Source organism: Arthrobacter humicola (assembly GCF_022803015.1).
In the GTDB taxonomy this organism is placed as follows: Bacteria; Actinomycetota; Actinomycetes; order Actinomycetales; family Micrococcaceae; genus Arthrobacter; species Arthrobacter humicola_A.
In genome coordinates this window covers 194,769-210,163 of record NZ_JAFKON010000008.1, presented here as the reverse complement: position 1 = coordinate 210,163, position 15,395 = coordinate 194,769, and the positions used below count along the sequence as shown (strand labels likewise).

The window sequence follows — 15,395 nt, the reverse complement described above, 5'->3', positions numbered from 1 at the left end:
TGTCTAGGAGTCGAAACCCAGCCCCACGGCGTCGAGCGTCTTGAGGATAAGGTTCCGCTTGCCCGCATTGTGATCGGCCCGGTCCATCGACCAGCGGGTCAGGTTGATCCCAATCGAAGCGAAGGGCTCGGGCGGGAACGGGAGCGGGCGTTTGCGCACCATCTCAAGGCGCGTCCGCTCGGTTTCCTGCCCGCCCAGCAGGTCCAGCATGACATCGGCGGCAAAGCGGGTGGATGCGACACCCAGGCCCGTGAAGCCTGCGGCATAGGCCACCCGTCCCTTTCGGGCCGTACCGAAAAAGGTGCAGAACTGGGTGCTGGAGTCGATGGCGCCTCCCCACTTGTGGCTGAACTTCAATCCCTCAAGCTGCGGAAACGTCGTGAAGAAGTGGCTGGCCAGCTTCCTGAACGTCTCCTCCCGGTCCTCGTACGCCTCCTTCACCTGGCGCCCCGCGTAATAGATGGCGTCGTAGCCGCCGAAAAGAATGCGGTTGTCCTTGCTCAAGCGGTAGTAGTGGAATTGATTGGCCATGTCGCCGATGCCTTGGCGTTCCTTCCAGCCAATGGCGGCGAGCTGTTCGTCCGTGAGCGGCTCGGTCATGAGCGCGTAGTCGTAGACCGGCACGGTCATGAAGCTGTTCCGTTTCAGGAGGGAGGGGAAGACATTGGTGGCCAGGGCTACCTGCTTGGCCCGAACGCCGCCGGATCCCGTGTGCACGCGGACGCCGTCAGGCAACTCCTCCAGCCCGCTGACGCGGGACTCTTCGAAGATTTGCACGCCGAGCTCCGTCGCCGCCCGCGCCAGTCCCGCGGCAAGTTTGGCGGGATGGATCATGGCGGCCCCGTCCTTGTGCCAACGGCCGGCGAGATAGGTTGGCGAATTCACCGACGCGCGCATCGCATCCGTGTCAAGGAAAACCCCACCCCCGCCGTCGCTCTTAAGCCATTCAACATGGTGCGGTTCCACGGCCACGTTGAACTCGCCCGTGCGCTCGAAGTCGCAATCGATCTGATAACGCTCAACGGTCTCCTGGATCCCGTCCAGGTTTTCCATGCCCAGGCGCTCCAACTGGTCCAGTTCCTTGGGCCAGCGGTTCTTGCCGTTCTCATAGCCATGCGTCAGGCTCGCAACGCAGAACCCGCCATTGCGGCCGGACGCGGCCCAGCCGACGCGTTGCGCCTCGACGACAATTACGTCAAGTTCCGGATTGCTTTCTTTGGCCCGCAGGGCCGTCCACAGGCCTGTGTAGCCCGCGCCCACTACAACGAGATCGGCTTGAAGCTCACTCTCAAGCTGGGGGTACCGAACCACGTCATCGCCCAGATCGTCGATCCAGAATGGTCGGTGCACGGTGTCTGCCAAAGCCTGCTCAACAATTGCCGAGCCCGGGAAGCTCCGCTCAAAAACGGTCGTATGCACTGGAATCTCTCCTATTTGTGAGTGCTTTGTGAGCACTTTGCGAGTGCCCGAGGCACCTGGGTTGGTGGCACACGTTGGTTGTACAGGCGCCGGCATAGATGTCGAACTAAGCGGGCTGCTCTTCCCAGAGGGCCCTCGGCCGTGAGTCGAGGAGCGTGCGGGTGTAGTCGCTGGTGGGAGCAGACAAGATCTTCGCCGTGGGCCCTTGCTCCACGATCTGGCCTTGCTGCAGCACAAGAAGCTCCGCGCACAGCCTGGAAACCACCGCGAGATCGTGGGTCACGAAGAGAATGGTCAGGCCCAGCTGCTCCCGCACTTCCTCCACGAGCTCCAGCACTTGCGCCTGGACCGAGACGTCCAGGGCACTGGTGGCCTCGTCCAGGACCAGCAGCTTGGGCCGCGCGGCGAGGGCCTTGGCAATCGCCACGCGCTGCCGCTGCCCGCCCGAAAGTGCCCGCGGTTTGGATTCGAAACGCTCCGGGCCGATGCCCACGCGTTCGAGAAGCTCCCGGGCGCTCTGCACGGCGTCTGCCCGCCCCTGTCCCTGGTGGAGCCGGAAAACATCCGCCACCGCCTTACCCACGGCAATCCTCGGATCCAGGGAAAGGTAGGGATCCTGGAAGACAATCTGAACGTCTTTGGCCAGGAGCTTGCGCTCACGGGCCCGGAGCGGACGTGGCGCCCGGACCCGGCCGTTGATCGCGAGTTCGCCCTCATCGGCCGTCTCGAGCGCGACAATCATTCGCGCCAACGTGGACTTGCCCGAACCTGACTCGCCCACAACGCCCAGGGAGCCGCCAGGGGCAAGGGTGAACGTGGCGTCGTTCAGGGCGGTCAGCATTTCCCCGCCCGGCAACTCATAGCGCCGGCCCAGGCCCTTGACCGAGAGCAGCGGCATGGTGCCGTCGGCCGCGGGCGCTGTCGGGACCTTGTCGAGCTCGATGCGCGGCGTGGCGCCGACCAGCTGGCGGGTGTAGTCCGCCTGCGGGCTCAAGAACACGTCGCATGCCGCGCCATGCTCCACAACTTCGCCCTTGCGCAAAACGTAGACGCGGTCGCACAGGGAGGCGGCGAGGTTCAGGTCGTGCGTGATGAACAGCATGCCCATGGCCCGCGCCTGTTGCTGTTCGCGCAGCAATTCGAGAATCCCGGCCTGAGTGGTGACGTCCAGGGCTGTGGTCGGCTCGTCGCACAAGAGCAGTTCGGGCGAATCGAGCAGCGCGGCCGCAATCATGACACGCTGGAGCATGCCCCCGGACAGCTGGTGCGGATACTGCCGCATCATCTCTTTGGTCCGCCGCAGGCCCACCTGTTCCAGCTGCGTGATGGCCCGCTCGACCGATTCTTCCCGGCTCAGGCCGCGCCATCTCACCAGCGTCTCGGTGAGGAAATCCCCCACCGTGCGTACCGGGTTGATGCCGGCGCGCGGGTCCTGGAAGATCATGGAGGCGCGGTTGCGGCGCAGTTGCAGCAACTTGGCCGCCGGGGCACTCGTCGTGTCCAGGCCCTGTACCTTCACAGACCCGGAAAGCCTGGAGGTTTCCGGAAAGAGCCCCAGAGCGGCCCGGGTGGTGAGCGATTTCCCGGAACCAGATTCGCCCACCAGGGCGACGGCCTCGCCATCGTCGACGTGCAGTGAGACCTCGTTCAGGAGCGCCCCGCGGCCGGGGAAGTGCAGCGTGAACTGGTCAATTTCAAGGAGCTTGCTCATGAAAGCTTGCCTCCAATCCGGTCGGAGAGTTCCTCACCGATGACGTTGATGGATACGACAATAAGAACGACGACGAGCGCGGGCAGAAAGGCCGGCAGCACGTGGCCGCCGAGCAGTGCGCCCCGGGCCTCCTCGATCATGGCTCCCCAGTCGGAGGTTGGCGGCTGGATGCCGAGGCCAATAAAGGACAGTGCCGCGAGGTCGGCGAGCACATAGCCGAAGTTGAGCGTGGACTGGGCGCCAACGGTGGGCACCAGGTTTGGCATCACCCGTCCCAGCACCACCCAGGGAGTCCGGAATCCCAGCACCCGGTAGGCCTGGACATATGGCCGGCTCCGTTCGGCGACCACCAACTGCTGCGTCAAACGCGCCACGTACGGGATGTAGCTGATGGTCATGGCCAGGATCGGCGCTATGAGGCCCTTGCCGAAGATGGCAATGGCCAGCATGGCGAGCAGCAGTGCGGGGAAGGCGAAGAGCAGGTCGAAGACGCGGGTCAGGATCCTGCTGATCCAGCCGTCCGTCCATCCGGCTGCCAGGCCCAAGAGCAGGCCCAGGACCGTGGACGCTGCCACCACAATCAACGGGCCGACGAGCGAGGTACGCCCCCCGAACATGAGGCGGCTGAGCATGTCGCGGCCCAGGGCATCGGTGCCGAGCAAGTGGGCGCTGCTTGGCCCGCCCAGCACGCTGGAAAGATCGACGAAGTCCGGATCGTACGGGGCCAGGACCGGGGCGAGCAGGGAGAGAAGCACAACGACGAGCGTTACCGTCACTGCCACCCAACCCGTGACCGACAGGAGGCTTCCGTAGCGGTGGGTCCTCAGGAGGGGAAGCGTTCCTGTGAGAGTCATCGGGACTCCGTTCCTGCGGCGATCCGCGGGTCAATGAGGGGTTGGATGAGATCGACTACCGTGTTGGCCAGGACGAATGCCGTGACAATGATCATGACGATCGCCTGAACCACCGCGAAGTCGAGCCGGTCGATCGACTGGACCAGAAGCTGGCCGATCCCGGTCAGGCCGAATGTCTGTTCCACGATGGCACTGGAGACCAGAAGGCCGGCGATCAGTACACCGCTCACTGTCAGGATGGGGCCCAGGGCGTTGCGGAGCACGTGCCGGAACACCACGGAACTGCGTGTGAGGCCGCGGCTGGTGGCCACCTCCACGTGTTCGCGGGTGAGTTGTTCGTTCATTGAGGAACGCGTCACCCGGGCCATGAAGGCAATGAAGGTCACGCCCAGCGCCAGGGCAGGGAGTGTCAGGTGCCAAAGCCGGCTCGGCCCTTCATCACCGCTGCCGAAGGAAGGAAACCACCCCAACTGGACCGCGAAGAGGGCGGTCAGGACAATCGCCGCAACGAACGGGGGTATGGCACCGGCTGCCGTGACCGTGATGAGGATGAAGCGGTCCCAGCCGCCCTTGTTCAAGCTTGCGAGCATGCCGGCAATGAGGCCCAGGCCTGTGATGAAGACGGCGGCCAGGGCCACGAGTTCCAGCGTCACGGGCAGGCGGTTGAGCAGCACATCGCTCACGCTCTGGCGGTAGGTCAGCGAGCGGCCCCAGTCACCGTGGAGGATGCCTCCGATCCACGTGAAATACTGCTCGATCGGAGGCTTGTCCAGGCCGAACTGCTTGGTGATCTCCGCGAGGGCCTCCGGTTTGGGGCTCCGGCCGCGCAGGAGGAAGCGCGCCGGGTCGCCCGGCAGGACAAAGCGTGAGAAGAACACGATCAGTGAGGCGAAGAACAGGGTGATCAGCAGCGTTCCTACCCTGCGGAGCACCAGGGCTAATGGTGCCGCCGTCGGGCTTTTCTTCGTTGCGGGGGTCGGTGGGGCGGGTGGTGCTGCCAGTTGGGTCACAGCCACGGCTACCGGCCTCCAATCGTTGCTGCCCAGGGGTAGTACATGTAGTTGATCGACGGCGTCACGCCTGTGATGCGCTTGCCGAGCCACAGTGCGGTGACGGTCTCATAGAGCGGGGACCAGACCACGTCCTGGCTGGCGATTTTCGCCGCCTGGGCCGTGAGCCGGTTTCGCTCGGCGTCGTCTTCGGTGCCGACCGCGCTGTTGATGAGTTGGTCGTACTCGGCGTTGGACCAGCCACCGTAATTGCTGAAATCGCCGGTACGGAGCACGGAGTACATTTCAAGGGGTTCGGCGCTGGAGAGGTACCAGGACGTCTCGAAGAGATCGACACCCTTGCGGGCCTCGGGGTCGGAGAACAGCGTCGTGTACTTGTCATTGGACATGGTCTGAATCTCCGGTGCCAGGCCGATTTCCCGGGCAGCGGAAGCAACGGCACGCGAGGTGATGTCGAAGGCCGCGGTGAGGGACGCCGTCGCGTAGACGAATTTCTTGCCTGTAGCGCCGGCTTCCTTGATGAGGCGCCTGGCCTCGTCAAGGTTGTAGTCCTGTTTGTCGGGCGATTCGAAGGCCGAATTGACCGTGGAAGGCTGGGCACCCACCCACACGTTCCTGGTGGTCAGCGCATCGGTCGTCTTGCCGTAGCCCTGCTCTGCCGCCTGAAGGAGCGCCTCACGGTTGATGGCCATCATGAGGGCCTTGCGGACCCTGACGTCACCGAAGACGCCGTTGAGATTTGATGTGACCAGGCTTTGCACCGAAGTGTCGTTGCCAAAGTAGACGTTTCCGGCGTCTGTGTTGGCTTTGAGGATGTCCAGTGCGTTGGAGGGAACCTGCCAACTGCCATCGATCTCGCCGGTCTGCAGGGCGTTAACCCGTGCATTGGCGTCGGGGAGGATCTTAAAGGTCATCTGCTTCGCCTTGGCCCTGAGGTTTGGGTCCCAGTAGTCGTCGAAGCGCTTGAGCGTGATGCCCTCCCCGGCGTCCCAGTGGTCAAATTCAAAGGGGCCCGTACAATTAACGCCTGCGGTGGCGTTGCCGTAGTCCGCGCCGTCCTTGGCGAGGGTCTTGGCGGATTCCACGACACCGGGCGCCCCGACCAGCGCGGAGTTCAAGGCGTAATCCGGGACACTGGTGGTGATGGTGACCTCGTAGTCGCCGGTCTTCTGGATGTCGGCCACTCGTTCAAAGGAGGAAGCCCAGAAGGAACCGACCTTCTCATCGACATGCCGCTTGAGCGAGGCCACCACGTCCGCGGCCGTCAGGAGGCTGCCGTCGTGGAAGTGGACTCCCTGCCGGATGGTGTACACCCAGGTCAGGTCGTCAGGGTGCTCAAATTTGGTTGCCAGCCCCGGCGCGGAGGTCAGGTCGGGGTTCCAACGGAAGAGCGATTCGCACATGTTTGCGAGGACCTGGTTGTCCGGGTAGTCGAACGCGTAGGCGTAGTCGAGCGAAAACGGCTCGGCGTAGAGCGCCCAGCTGAACTGGTCAATTTCCTTGTTGGGTTTGGGCGTCGAATTGCTCAGGGTGAATTTGGCGGCGACGGTGCCGCCCGCAGTTGTGCCGCACCCGCTGAGCATGAGGCCAATGGCCGAGCAACCAGCGACGACGGCGCCCAGCCGTCGACGCGATAAGCGTGTGGGAGCCATGCGCTTCCTTCCTCTAATCATGAAAGGCGTCCCGGTTCTATGACGGATCCAGCCGGGCAAAGACGCGCTCGCCGGCAATCCAGGTTTCGTCCACTTGGACGGTGTGCAGTTCCTCCGCGGGGATGTCGAAGAGGTTCCGGTCAAGGATCGCCAGGTCGGCGAGGGCCCCGGGGCGGATGATGCCGGTGTCCGAGTCCAGGTGGTTGATCCACGCGGTGCCCTGGGTGTAGGCATCAAGGATCTGCTTGAGGGAGAGTTTGTTATGTTCCGGGCCGAGCGCTTGCTGCGCGCCACCTGGCTCCACTCTGTTCACGGCAACGTGGATGGCCAGGACGGGGTTGGGCGACGAGACTGCCCAATCACTTCCCGCGGCAAGATGTGCCCCTGCCGCCGCGAGTTCGCCGAAGGGGTAGTGCCTTTCCTCAGCATCGGCCTCCAGGAAAGGTAGCGTCAGTACGTCCAATTGTTCTTCGTGGCAGGCCCAGAGTGCTTGGAGGTTGGCTGCTGCCCCGAGGGCCGCGAAACGCGGCACGTCCGCCGTGCGGACCACCTGAAGGTGGGCGAGATGGTGGCGGTTAGTGCCGGGGCCATTGACAGTGCGTGCCTGCTCGACGGCGTCGAGCGCATTGGTGACGGCGCGGTCGCCCAGTGCGTGGAAGTGGACCTGGAACCCGTTGGCGTCGAGGTCTGTGACGAACTCCCGCAGCTGCGCAGGGTCAAAGAACTCGATGCCGTGGTTGTCCGTGTGGTGTCCGTGGCGATCGCGGTACGGCGTGTGCATGGCGGCTGTGAAGTTCTCCGCCACCCCATCCACCATGACCTTCACCGTTGCCGCGGACAACCGCAGCGGATCGCAGGCGTCGGCGACACGATCGCGGCGCGCCAGGATTTCGGCGAGCTGTCCCCGGCCGGCTGAGCGGTCCCACCACTGCGCTGCCCGGACGCGGACCCGGAGTTCATCGGCGTCGAGCGCCTTGAGGTAAGTCTCCAGGGTGTCCCCGAATGGGCTCTGGGAGGTACCCACCCAGGCATCCTGCCACGCCGTGATGCCATAGGAGAGCATGAGCTCCTGCGCCCAGAGCAACCCTTCGTAGGCCTGTTCCGGTGAGATGCCCGGGTGCACGTGGTCAAAGAGTCCCATCGCACCCTCATGGATGGTGCCTGCGGGGTAGCCGTCGGCCTCACGTTCGAGACGGCCGCCGTCGGGGTCCGGCGTCCCGGCGTCGATCCCCGCCAGTTCAAGGGCCTTTGTATTGGCCCAGGCCCCGTGGTGGTCCCGGTTCTGGACCAGCACCGGGCGGTCAGACACCACCGCGTCCAGCATCTGCCGGGTGGGCGTTCCACCAGCAAAGCAGTCCATCGACCAGCCCGCGCCGAGGATCCACGGCTCGTCGGGATGTGACTCGGCGTAGCCGCGCACCGCGGCCACTGCCTCCTCGGCACTGGTGGTCTGGGTGAGGTCGCACTGCAGGTGTTCGACGCCGGCCATGATCGGGTGGACGTGGGCATCTTGAAACCCGGGGATGAGGAGGCGTCCGCGCAGATCCACGCGGATTGTGGCGCTGGTGGCCAGCGAGGCTAATTCCGCGCCGTCCCCTACTGCCAGTACACGCCCGCCGGCAACAGCCAGGGCGGCGCGGACAGGGCGCTCGTCCTCGCCCGTGTATATCCAACCGTTCTCAAAAATCGTCTCAGCGCAGGCCATGGGTTCCCTTCCTCGCAAACTTCTGGTGTCCTGCGTCACACTATGTGGCCATCAACAGAATGTCAACGGCGTTGACAACGGCAATGACAATACCTTTGACTAGGAGTGCCGGGACTCGTGTACCGTGGGGATCGCACGCAGGGAAAAGAACTTCAGGAGAGGCGGTGATACGTGGCCCAGCCCAGGCCCGGTCGAGTCGAGGAACAGCCCACGGACCGGCGAGTACGTCTCGATGCAGACATGATCGTCGACGCCGTGCTGGAACTTGCACGGGACGAACCCCAGTCCCGCTTCACGTTCAAGAGCCTCGGCGAGGCACTCGATGTGAACCCCACCGCCATGTACCGCCACTTCCGCAACCGGGACGCGATCCTGCGCGCGGCGCTGGACAGGCTCTTCTCCATGGCGCTTGAAGAAGCAAACGCTTCAGACGCGCCCCTGGACTGGCGGCCCCGCCTGGAGCGCTACCTCCACACCCTGATCGAAGTCTTCATCAAGTACCCGTCGATTGGCTGCGACGCCTTTGCCACCGACACCTTCGGCCAGGGCGAACTGCACTGCATCGAATTCGTCCTCGGTTGCCTGCGGGACGCCGGTCTATCCGGGGACCGGCTCGTGCACTACTACGGCGCGCTGGAGAGCTACACTCTGGGGCACGGATCCGGCATCGCCCAGGAAGTGCTGGCCAAACCGAGCTCTGACGGCCACGAGCCCTGGCTCCAGGCGGTTGCAGTCGCTTCGGTCAGCGGCTTCCCGCTGATCGAGGAACACCGCGATCGGCTCCTGGGGCTTGACAGCCTGAACGTCTTCGCCGCGGGCCTCAGCGCCATTCTCGATTCCGCCGAGCGCGAGGGCACCCGCTAGCCGGGAACCCTCCAACAGGGGGTCCGGTAGTAGGGAGCCGCGTCACGGGCGTCGCCCCGGCATCAACTACCCATCCATCCCCCGAGGGAGCATCATGTACCAATTCATCAACGGCCGCACCGAGCAGGGCACTTCCACCCACACGCACGACGTCGTGAACCCCGCCACCGGCGGGGTGGTGGCCACCGTGGACCTTGCCAGTGCGGCCGACGTTGACCGCGCTGTCGCGGCAGCCCGCGCGGCCTTCGCCACGTGGGCCCGCACGGCACCGGGCGAACGGTCCGCGATACTGCACCGTTTCGCGTCGATCCTGACGGAGCGAGCCGAGGAATTCGCCCGTGTGGAGAGCAGCCAGACCGGCAAACCCCTCCGGTTGACCAGGGGTTTTGACGTCCCGGGCACCATCGACAACATTGAGTTCTTCGCAGGCGCCGCGCGCCACCTAGAAGGCAAGGCAACGGCCGAGTATTCGCCAGATCACACCTCCAGCATTCGTCGCGAACCCATCGGCGTGGTGGGCTCAATTGCACCCTGGAACTATCCCCTCCAGATGGCGGCATGGAAAATTCTTCCCGCCATCGCCGCCGGCAACACCATCGTCCTCAAGCCGGCCGAGATCACACCCCTGACGTCAGTAATGTTCGCCCAGGCGCTCAACGACGCCGGGCTGCCGCCAGGCGTCGTCAACGTCCTGGTGGGCACCGGCCCCGAAGTGGGCGCGGCACTGATGCGCCACGAAGGCGTAGACATGGTTTCCTTCACCGGCTCCACCGCGATCGGCCGCACCGTGCTGGAAGCCGCGGCCGTCAACACCAAGCGGGTTCATCTCGAGCTGGGCGGCAAGGCGCCGTTCGTGGTCTTCGAGGACGCCGACGTGGACGCCGCAGTGCACGGCGCGGTCGCCGGGAGCCTGATCAACTCGGGCCAGGACTGCACGGCGGCCACACGGGCCATTGTGCACCGTTCCATCTATCAGGAATTCGTGGACAAGCTCGCGACGCGTTTCCGGGACATCCGCCTGGGCTTGCAGGACGACGAGGGCGCGGACCTCGGTTCCTTGGTCTCAGTCAAGCACCGCGAGCACGTCGCGGGAATGGTTGAGCGTGCCCGCGGCTATGCGAAGGTGCTCACCGGCGGCGAAATCCCCAGCGAAGGCGTCCTGGCCCGTGGTGCCTTCTACCCGCCAACGCTCATCATTGACGCCGCCCTGGACAGCGAGATCGTCAAGGATGAAGTGTTCGGCCCGGTGCTGGTGGTATTGCCTTTCGACGACGATGACGAGGCCATCCGCCTGGCCAACGACACTGTCTACGGGCTGGCGGCCTCCGCTTGGACCAGCAATGTGCACCGGGCCATGCGCGCGACCCGGGAGATCAACGCGGGCTGCGTGTGGGTCAATGACCACATCCCGATCATCTCCGAGATGCCGCACGGCGGCTTCAAGCAGTCCGGCTTCGGCAAGGACATGTCCGCCTACTCCTTCGAGGAATACACCCAGGTCAAGCACGTGATGTTCGAGCTGAGCGGCAGCGCGGAAAAGGACTGGCACCGCACCATTTTCCAGCTGCGCTGAAAATTCCGGGCCGGGGCCGGCGGGCCCTAGCCCGTGGCCTGCAGGGTCGCCTCAATGACGGCGGGCGAGAGTACGTGCTGGGTGACCATCTGGCTGGCACCGAGGATCGCGGCCTGGTCCCCGGCCCGGGACACGCCGATCCGCAGGTGGGTCGTGGCCAGGGGCAGCGAGCGCCGGTAGACCACCTCGCGGACTCCGGCCATGAGGTGCTCCCCGGCCTGGCCGAGGCTTCCGCCGATGACAATCATTGAGGGATTCAGCAGGTTCACGACCGTGGAGAGGACGTCGCCGAGGTCCCTGCCGGCCTGCCGCAGCGCCTGGATGGCCTGCAGGTTGCCCTCGGCGACCAGGCGCAGCACATCACCGCCGTCGTGCGCCGGCAGGCCCTGCTGCGTCAGCGCCTTGGCGACGGCAGGCCCGGACGCCAGGGCTTCCAGGCAGCCGTAGTTCCCGCAGCGGCACAGCACGTCATCGCCGCGCGGAACCCGGACGTGACCAAGGTCGCCGGCCGTCCCGTTGGCCCCGCGCTGGAGCTGGCCGCTGCTGATGATGCCCGCCCCGATGCCGGTGGCCACCTTGATGAACAGGAAGTTTTCGTCGTCGGGCCAGTGCGCCGTGCGCTCCCCCAGCGCCATGATGTTCACGTCGTTGTCCACCAGGACCGGCACCGGGAGGGACCGCTGGACATGGCGGACGACGTCGAACCCGTCCCAGCCGGGCATGATCGGCGGCTTCACCGGCATGCCGGTGGCGTGCTCCACCGGCCCCGGGAGCCCGATCCCGGCGCCAGCCAGATCCGCGGCGCCCCGGCCGGCCCCGGCGAGCAGCCGCAGCCCTTCATCGACCACGCGGTCCAGGACAACCACCGGGCCGTCGGCGACATCCTGCGCCAGCCGGTGCTCGGCGAGTACCTTCCCGCTGAGATCCGTAACGGCGATGATCACGTGGGTGGCCCCGACATCCACGGCCAGGACGACGCGGGCGGCCGGGTTGAAGGCAAAGCGCGACGGCGGCCTGCCGCCGCTGGAGCTCGCCTCCCCCGCCGGGCCAACAAGGCCAGAGACCATCAGCGCGTCGACGCGGGAAGCGACAGTGGACCGGGCGAGCCCGGTGGTCAGGGCCAGCTCCGCGCGGGTCCGGGCCTTGCCGTCGCGCAGGAGCTGGAAGAGGTCTCCGGCGCGGGACAGGCTGCCGCCGGCCCCGGGGGCTGCGGGCTCGGTGCCGGTGGGCGTACTCATGAGTAAGTGATAGCACGGAGATCTTCTGCATGTCACGCTTCACAAAGATCGACACGTGGTTTCCACCTTTTGCTTGACGCCCGGCAAAAGCTTCCCTAGCTTAGAGCCATCGTGTTCCTCCGCTCCAGACAAATCATCTCGCTGCCCATGGGCGTGCAGTCCTTCCTCGCGCAGAATCAAACGGAGTGGACGCCCCCTTCCCGCTGTCAGGGCTGTCCCTCTCACCTTCGAAGCCGAACTCGTGCAAAGGAATCCCGTGTCTTACTCAATCCAGCTGTACACCCTCCGCAACGCCCTCCAGGAAGACCTGCCCGGCACCATCAAAAAGGTCGCCCAGCTCGGCTTCACCCAGGTTGAGCCCTACAACTTCGTGGCGACGGCCGCCGAGCTCGGCGCCGCCCTGAAGGAAAACGGCCTGACCGCCCCGTCCGGCCACGCCCCGCTGCTGAGCCAGGACCAGGACGAAATCTTCGCCGCGGCCAAGGAGTTGGGCATCAGCACGGTGATCGATCCCTACCTGCCAGCCGAGCACTGGCAGTCGGCCGAGGACATCCAGGCCACCGCAGCGAAGCTCAACGCCGCGGCCAAGAAGGGCGCCGGGTACGGCATCCGCGTCGGCTACCACAACCACGCCTGGGAGCTGGAGTCCAGCATCGAGGGCCAGACCGCGCTGGAGTACTTCGAGGGACTCCTCGACCCGGAACTCGTCCTGGAAGTGGACACCTATTGGGCGGCCGTCGGCGGCCAGGACCCGGTGCAGCTGCTGCAGCGCCTCGGCGACAGGGTCAGGTTCATCCACATCAAGGACGGCCCCGTCTCCACGGACACCAAGGCGCAGCAGCCGGCCGGGCAGGGCAAGATCGCCGTGCGGGACGTCATCGCCGCGGCGCAGTCCCTGGAAGTCGGCGTCGTGGAATTCGACGACTACTCCGGCGACATCTTCGACGGCATCGCCCAGAGCCTGGGCTACCTGCAAAGCGGTTCCGCCAACGCGCAGGGCGTGAATGCATGAGCGCCGCAGCGAACCGGGTAACGGTGAACCAGGTATCACCGAACCGTGCCACCGGCCGCGGCCCGGTGGGCGTCGCCGTCGTCGGCGCCGGCAACATCAGCCAGCAGTACCTGGACAACCTGACCGTCTTCCCCGACCTTAAGGTCCACGTGATCGCCGATCTCTTCGAAGAGGCGGCCGAGGCGCGGGCCAAGGAATACGGCATCCCGGAGTGGGGCGGGGTGGACGCCGCCCTGAACCACCCCGACGTCGAAATCATCGTCAACCTGACCATCCCGGCCGCGCACGTGGAAGTGGCCACGGCCGCCGTCAATGCCGGCAAACACGTCTGGACGGAAAAGCCGTTCTCGCTCGACCGCGATTCCGGCCTTGGCCTGCTGAAATTGGCCGACGCCGCGGGGCTGCGGCTGGGCTGCGCCCCGGACACGTTCCTGGGCGCCGGGCTGCAGACTGCGCGGCGGCTGATCGAACGCGGCGACATCGGCACCCCGCTGACGGCCATGACCACGTTCCAGACGCCCGGGCCGGAATCGTGGCACCCCAACCCCGCATTCCTCTTCCAGCACGGCGCCGGTCCCCTGTTCGATATGGGCCCGTATTACCTCACGGCCCTGGTGCAGACGTTCGGCTCCGTGCGCCGCGTGGCCGCGACCGGTTCCAAGGCCAAGGAGGTCCGGGTCATCGGTTCCGGGCCCCAGGCCGGCGAGGAATTCACGGTCGAGGTCCCCACCCACGTGTCCGCCATGGCCCAGTTCGAGTCCGGCGCGTCCTCCCACAGCGTGTTCAGCTTCGAGTCCCCGCGGCTGCGGATGGGCTTCGTGGAGATCACCGGGACGGAGGCCACCATCTCGCTGCCGGATCCGAACTACTTCGACGGCGACATCAGGCTTTGGCGCGCCGGCGACGAGGAATGGACCGTTGTTCCGGCCACCGGCCCCAGCCAGGGCCGCGGCATGGGCGTGCTGGACATGGCCCGCTCCATCCGCGCCGGCGTCCCGCACCGCGCCACCGGCAACCTCGCCTACCACGTCCTGGACACCATGGTCTCGATCTCCGAGTCGGTCGGTTCCGGCACGTTCATCGATGTGGAAAGCTCGGCCCCCACCTCCGCAGCCCTCCCCGAGGACTGGGACCCCACCGCTTCCACACTCTAGGGACCAGCAATGAATTCCCACGAAACCAGCCCCGGCCCTCCCACTTTGGGAGTGGCCATGATCGGGTACGCGTTCATGGGCAAGGCCCACTCGAACGCCTGGCGGAATGTTGCCAGCTACTTCGACGTCCCGGCGTTCGAACGGTGCGTCCTGGTCGGCCGCGACCGGGACGGCGTCGCCGAGGCGGCCGCAAAGTACGGCTGGGCCGAGTCCGCCACGGACTGGCGCGAGGTGATCGCCCGCGATGACATCCAGATCGTCGATATTTGCACGCCGGGGTTCATGCACGCGGAAATCGCCATCGCCGCGCTGGCCGCCGGCAAGCACGTCCTGGTCGAGAAGCCGCTGGCCAACACCCTCGCCGAGGCCGAGGCCATGGCGGAGGCGGCCCGGGCCGCGCAGGAGGAAGGCGTGCAGTCCATGATCGGCTTCAACTACCGCCGGGTCCCGGCCCTGGCGCTGGCCCGGGAGCTGATCGTCGAGGGCCGGCTCGGCGCCGTCCGGCACGTCCGCGCCGCCTACCTGCAGGACTGGCTCGTGGACCCGGACGTGCCCATGACCTGGCGGCTGAACAAGGACACCGCCGGCTCCGGCGCGCTGGGCGACATCGCCTCGCACGCGATCGACCAGGTGCTGTTCCTCCTAAGCGAGCCGGTCACCGAGGTCTCCGGCCGGCTGCACACCTTCACCCGGCAGCGCCCGGGCGCCGCCGGGCTCGAGGAGGTGACGGTCGACGACGCCGCCTGGGTCATGCTGACCCTCGCCTCCGGGGCCATCGCCTCCGTGGAGGTCTCCCGGGTGGCCACCGGACAGAAAAACTCGCTGAAGCTGGAGATCTATGGTGACAAGGGTGCCTTGCTGTTCGACTTGGAGGACCTAAACGAGCTCGGCTTCCTGGACGCCACACTGCCGGTCCGCGAACAGGGCTTCCGCCGCATCCTGGTCAGCGAACCCGAGCACCCGTACCTTGAAGCATGGTGGCCGCAGGGCCACGTGATCGGCTGGGAACACACGTTCACGCACGAGATCCGCGACTTCCTCGTCGCGGTGGGCACCGGAACCCAGCCGTCGCCGTCGTTCGAGGACGGCCTGAGCGTCCAGCGGATCCTCGCGGCCGTGGAGGAAAGCGCCGCCGCCAAAGGTTCACTCATCCAGCTCACCCCGTCCGCACGGACCACCCAGACCACTACCGAAGGAGCCTGA

At 65.9% G+C, this 15,395-nt stretch carries 12 protein-coding genes; 5 read left to right on the top strand and 7 right to left on the bottom strand.

The window, feature by feature from the left end; translation table 11 throughout:
- Positions 1-3: 3 nt before the first annotated feature.
- From ARTB_RS16360 to ARTB_RS16335, 6 genes are all read right to left on the bottom strand, one after another.
- Positions 4-1,419, bottom strand: a complete 1,416-nt coding sequence (locus ARTB_RS16360; protein WP_243181485.1) for an NAD(P)/FAD-dependent oxidoreductase — start codon at positions 1,417-1,419, stop codon at positions 4-6.
- Between the two features lie 106 nt (positions 1,420-1,525).
- The gene (locus tag ARTB_RS16355) at positions 1,526-3,130 is read right to left on the bottom strand and encodes a dipeptide ABC transporter ATP-binding protein (protein WP_243181484.1); all 1,605 of its coding nucleotides are present in this window, start codon (positions 3,128-3,130) and stop codon (positions 1,526-1,528) included.
- Positions 3,127-3,984, bottom strand: coding sequence for an ABC transporter permease (locus tag ARTB_RS16350; protein WP_243181483.1), 858 nt, complete (start codon positions 3,982-3,984; stop codon positions 3,127-3,129). Before ARTB_RS16350 ends, ARTB_RS16355 begins: the two co-directional genes overlap by 4 nt.
- Entirely contained in the window at positions 3,981-5,000 is a 1,020-nt protein-coding gene (locus ARTB_RS16345) for an ABC transporter permease (protein ID WP_439954141.1), read from the bottom strand. The genes ARTB_RS16350 and ARTB_RS16345 overlap by 4 nt, the downstream gene beginning before the upstream one ends.
- Before the next feature lie 2 nt (positions 5,001-5,002).
- Positions 5,003-6,646 carry an ABC transporter substrate-binding protein gene (locus ARTB_RS16340; RefSeq protein ID WP_243181482.1) on the bottom strand — a complete coding sequence of 548 codons (1,644 nt, stop codon included), beginning with the start codon at positions 6,644-6,646 and terminating at the stop codon, positions 5,003-5,005.
- Between the two features lie 37 nt (positions 6,647-6,683).
- Positions 6,684-8,351 (bottom strand): amidohydrolase, encoded by a 1,668-nt coding sequence (locus ARTB_RS16335; RefSeq protein ID WP_243181481.1) that lies wholly within the window; start codon positions 8,349-8,351, stop codon positions 6,684-6,686.
- A gap of 171 nt (positions 8,352-8,522) precedes the next feature.
- On the opposite strand from ARTB_RS16335, the gene ARTB_RS16330 reads away from it, so the two are divergent.
- Together ARTB_RS16330 and ARTB_RS16325 are read left to right on the top strand one after the other, a co-directional pair.
- The gene (locus ARTB_RS16330) at positions 8,523-9,215 is read left to right on the top strand and encodes a TetR/AcrR family transcriptional regulator (protein WP_243181480.1); all 693 of its coding nucleotides are present in this window, start codon (positions 8,523-8,525) and stop codon (positions 9,213-9,215) included.
- A gap of 94 nt (positions 9,216-9,309) precedes the next feature.
- Positions 9,310-10,788, top strand: a complete 1,479-nt coding sequence (locus ARTB_RS16325; RefSeq protein WP_243181479.1) for a gamma-aminobutyraldehyde dehydrogenase — start codon at positions 9,310-9,312, stop codon at positions 10,786-10,788.
- A gap of 26 nt (positions 10,789-10,814) precedes the next feature.
- On the opposite strand, the gene ARTB_RS16320 is transcribed toward ARTB_RS16325, so the two are convergent.
- Positions 10,815-12,026, bottom strand: a complete 1,212-nt coding sequence (locus tag ARTB_RS16320; RefSeq protein ID WP_243181478.1) for an ROK family transcriptional regulator — start codon at positions 12,024-12,026, stop codon at positions 10,815-10,817.
- Positions 12,027-12,282: 256 nt separating this feature from the next.
- Between ARTB_RS16320 and ARTB_RS16315 the strand changes: the two genes are divergently transcribed.
- From ARTB_RS16315 to ARTB_RS16305, 3 genes are read left to right on the top strand one after another with little or no spacing between them, the layout of a single operon-like run.
- Positions 12,283-13,038 (top strand): sugar phosphate isomerase/epimerase family protein, encoded by a 756-nt coding sequence (locus tag ARTB_RS16315; protein ID WP_243181477.1) that lies wholly within the window; start codon positions 12,283-12,285, stop codon positions 13,036-13,038.
- Positions 13,035-14,192, top strand: coding sequence for a Gfo/Idh/MocA family protein (locus ARTB_RS16310; protein WP_243181476.1), 1,158 nt, complete (start codon positions 13,035-13,037; stop codon positions 14,190-14,192). Before ARTB_RS16315 ends, ARTB_RS16310 begins: the two co-directional genes overlap by 4 nt.
- A 9-nt stretch (positions 14,193-14,201) precedes the next feature.
- Entirely contained in the window at positions 14,202-15,395 is a 1,194-nt protein-coding gene (locus tag ARTB_RS16305) for a Gfo/Idh/MocA family protein (protein ID WP_243181475.1), read from the top strand.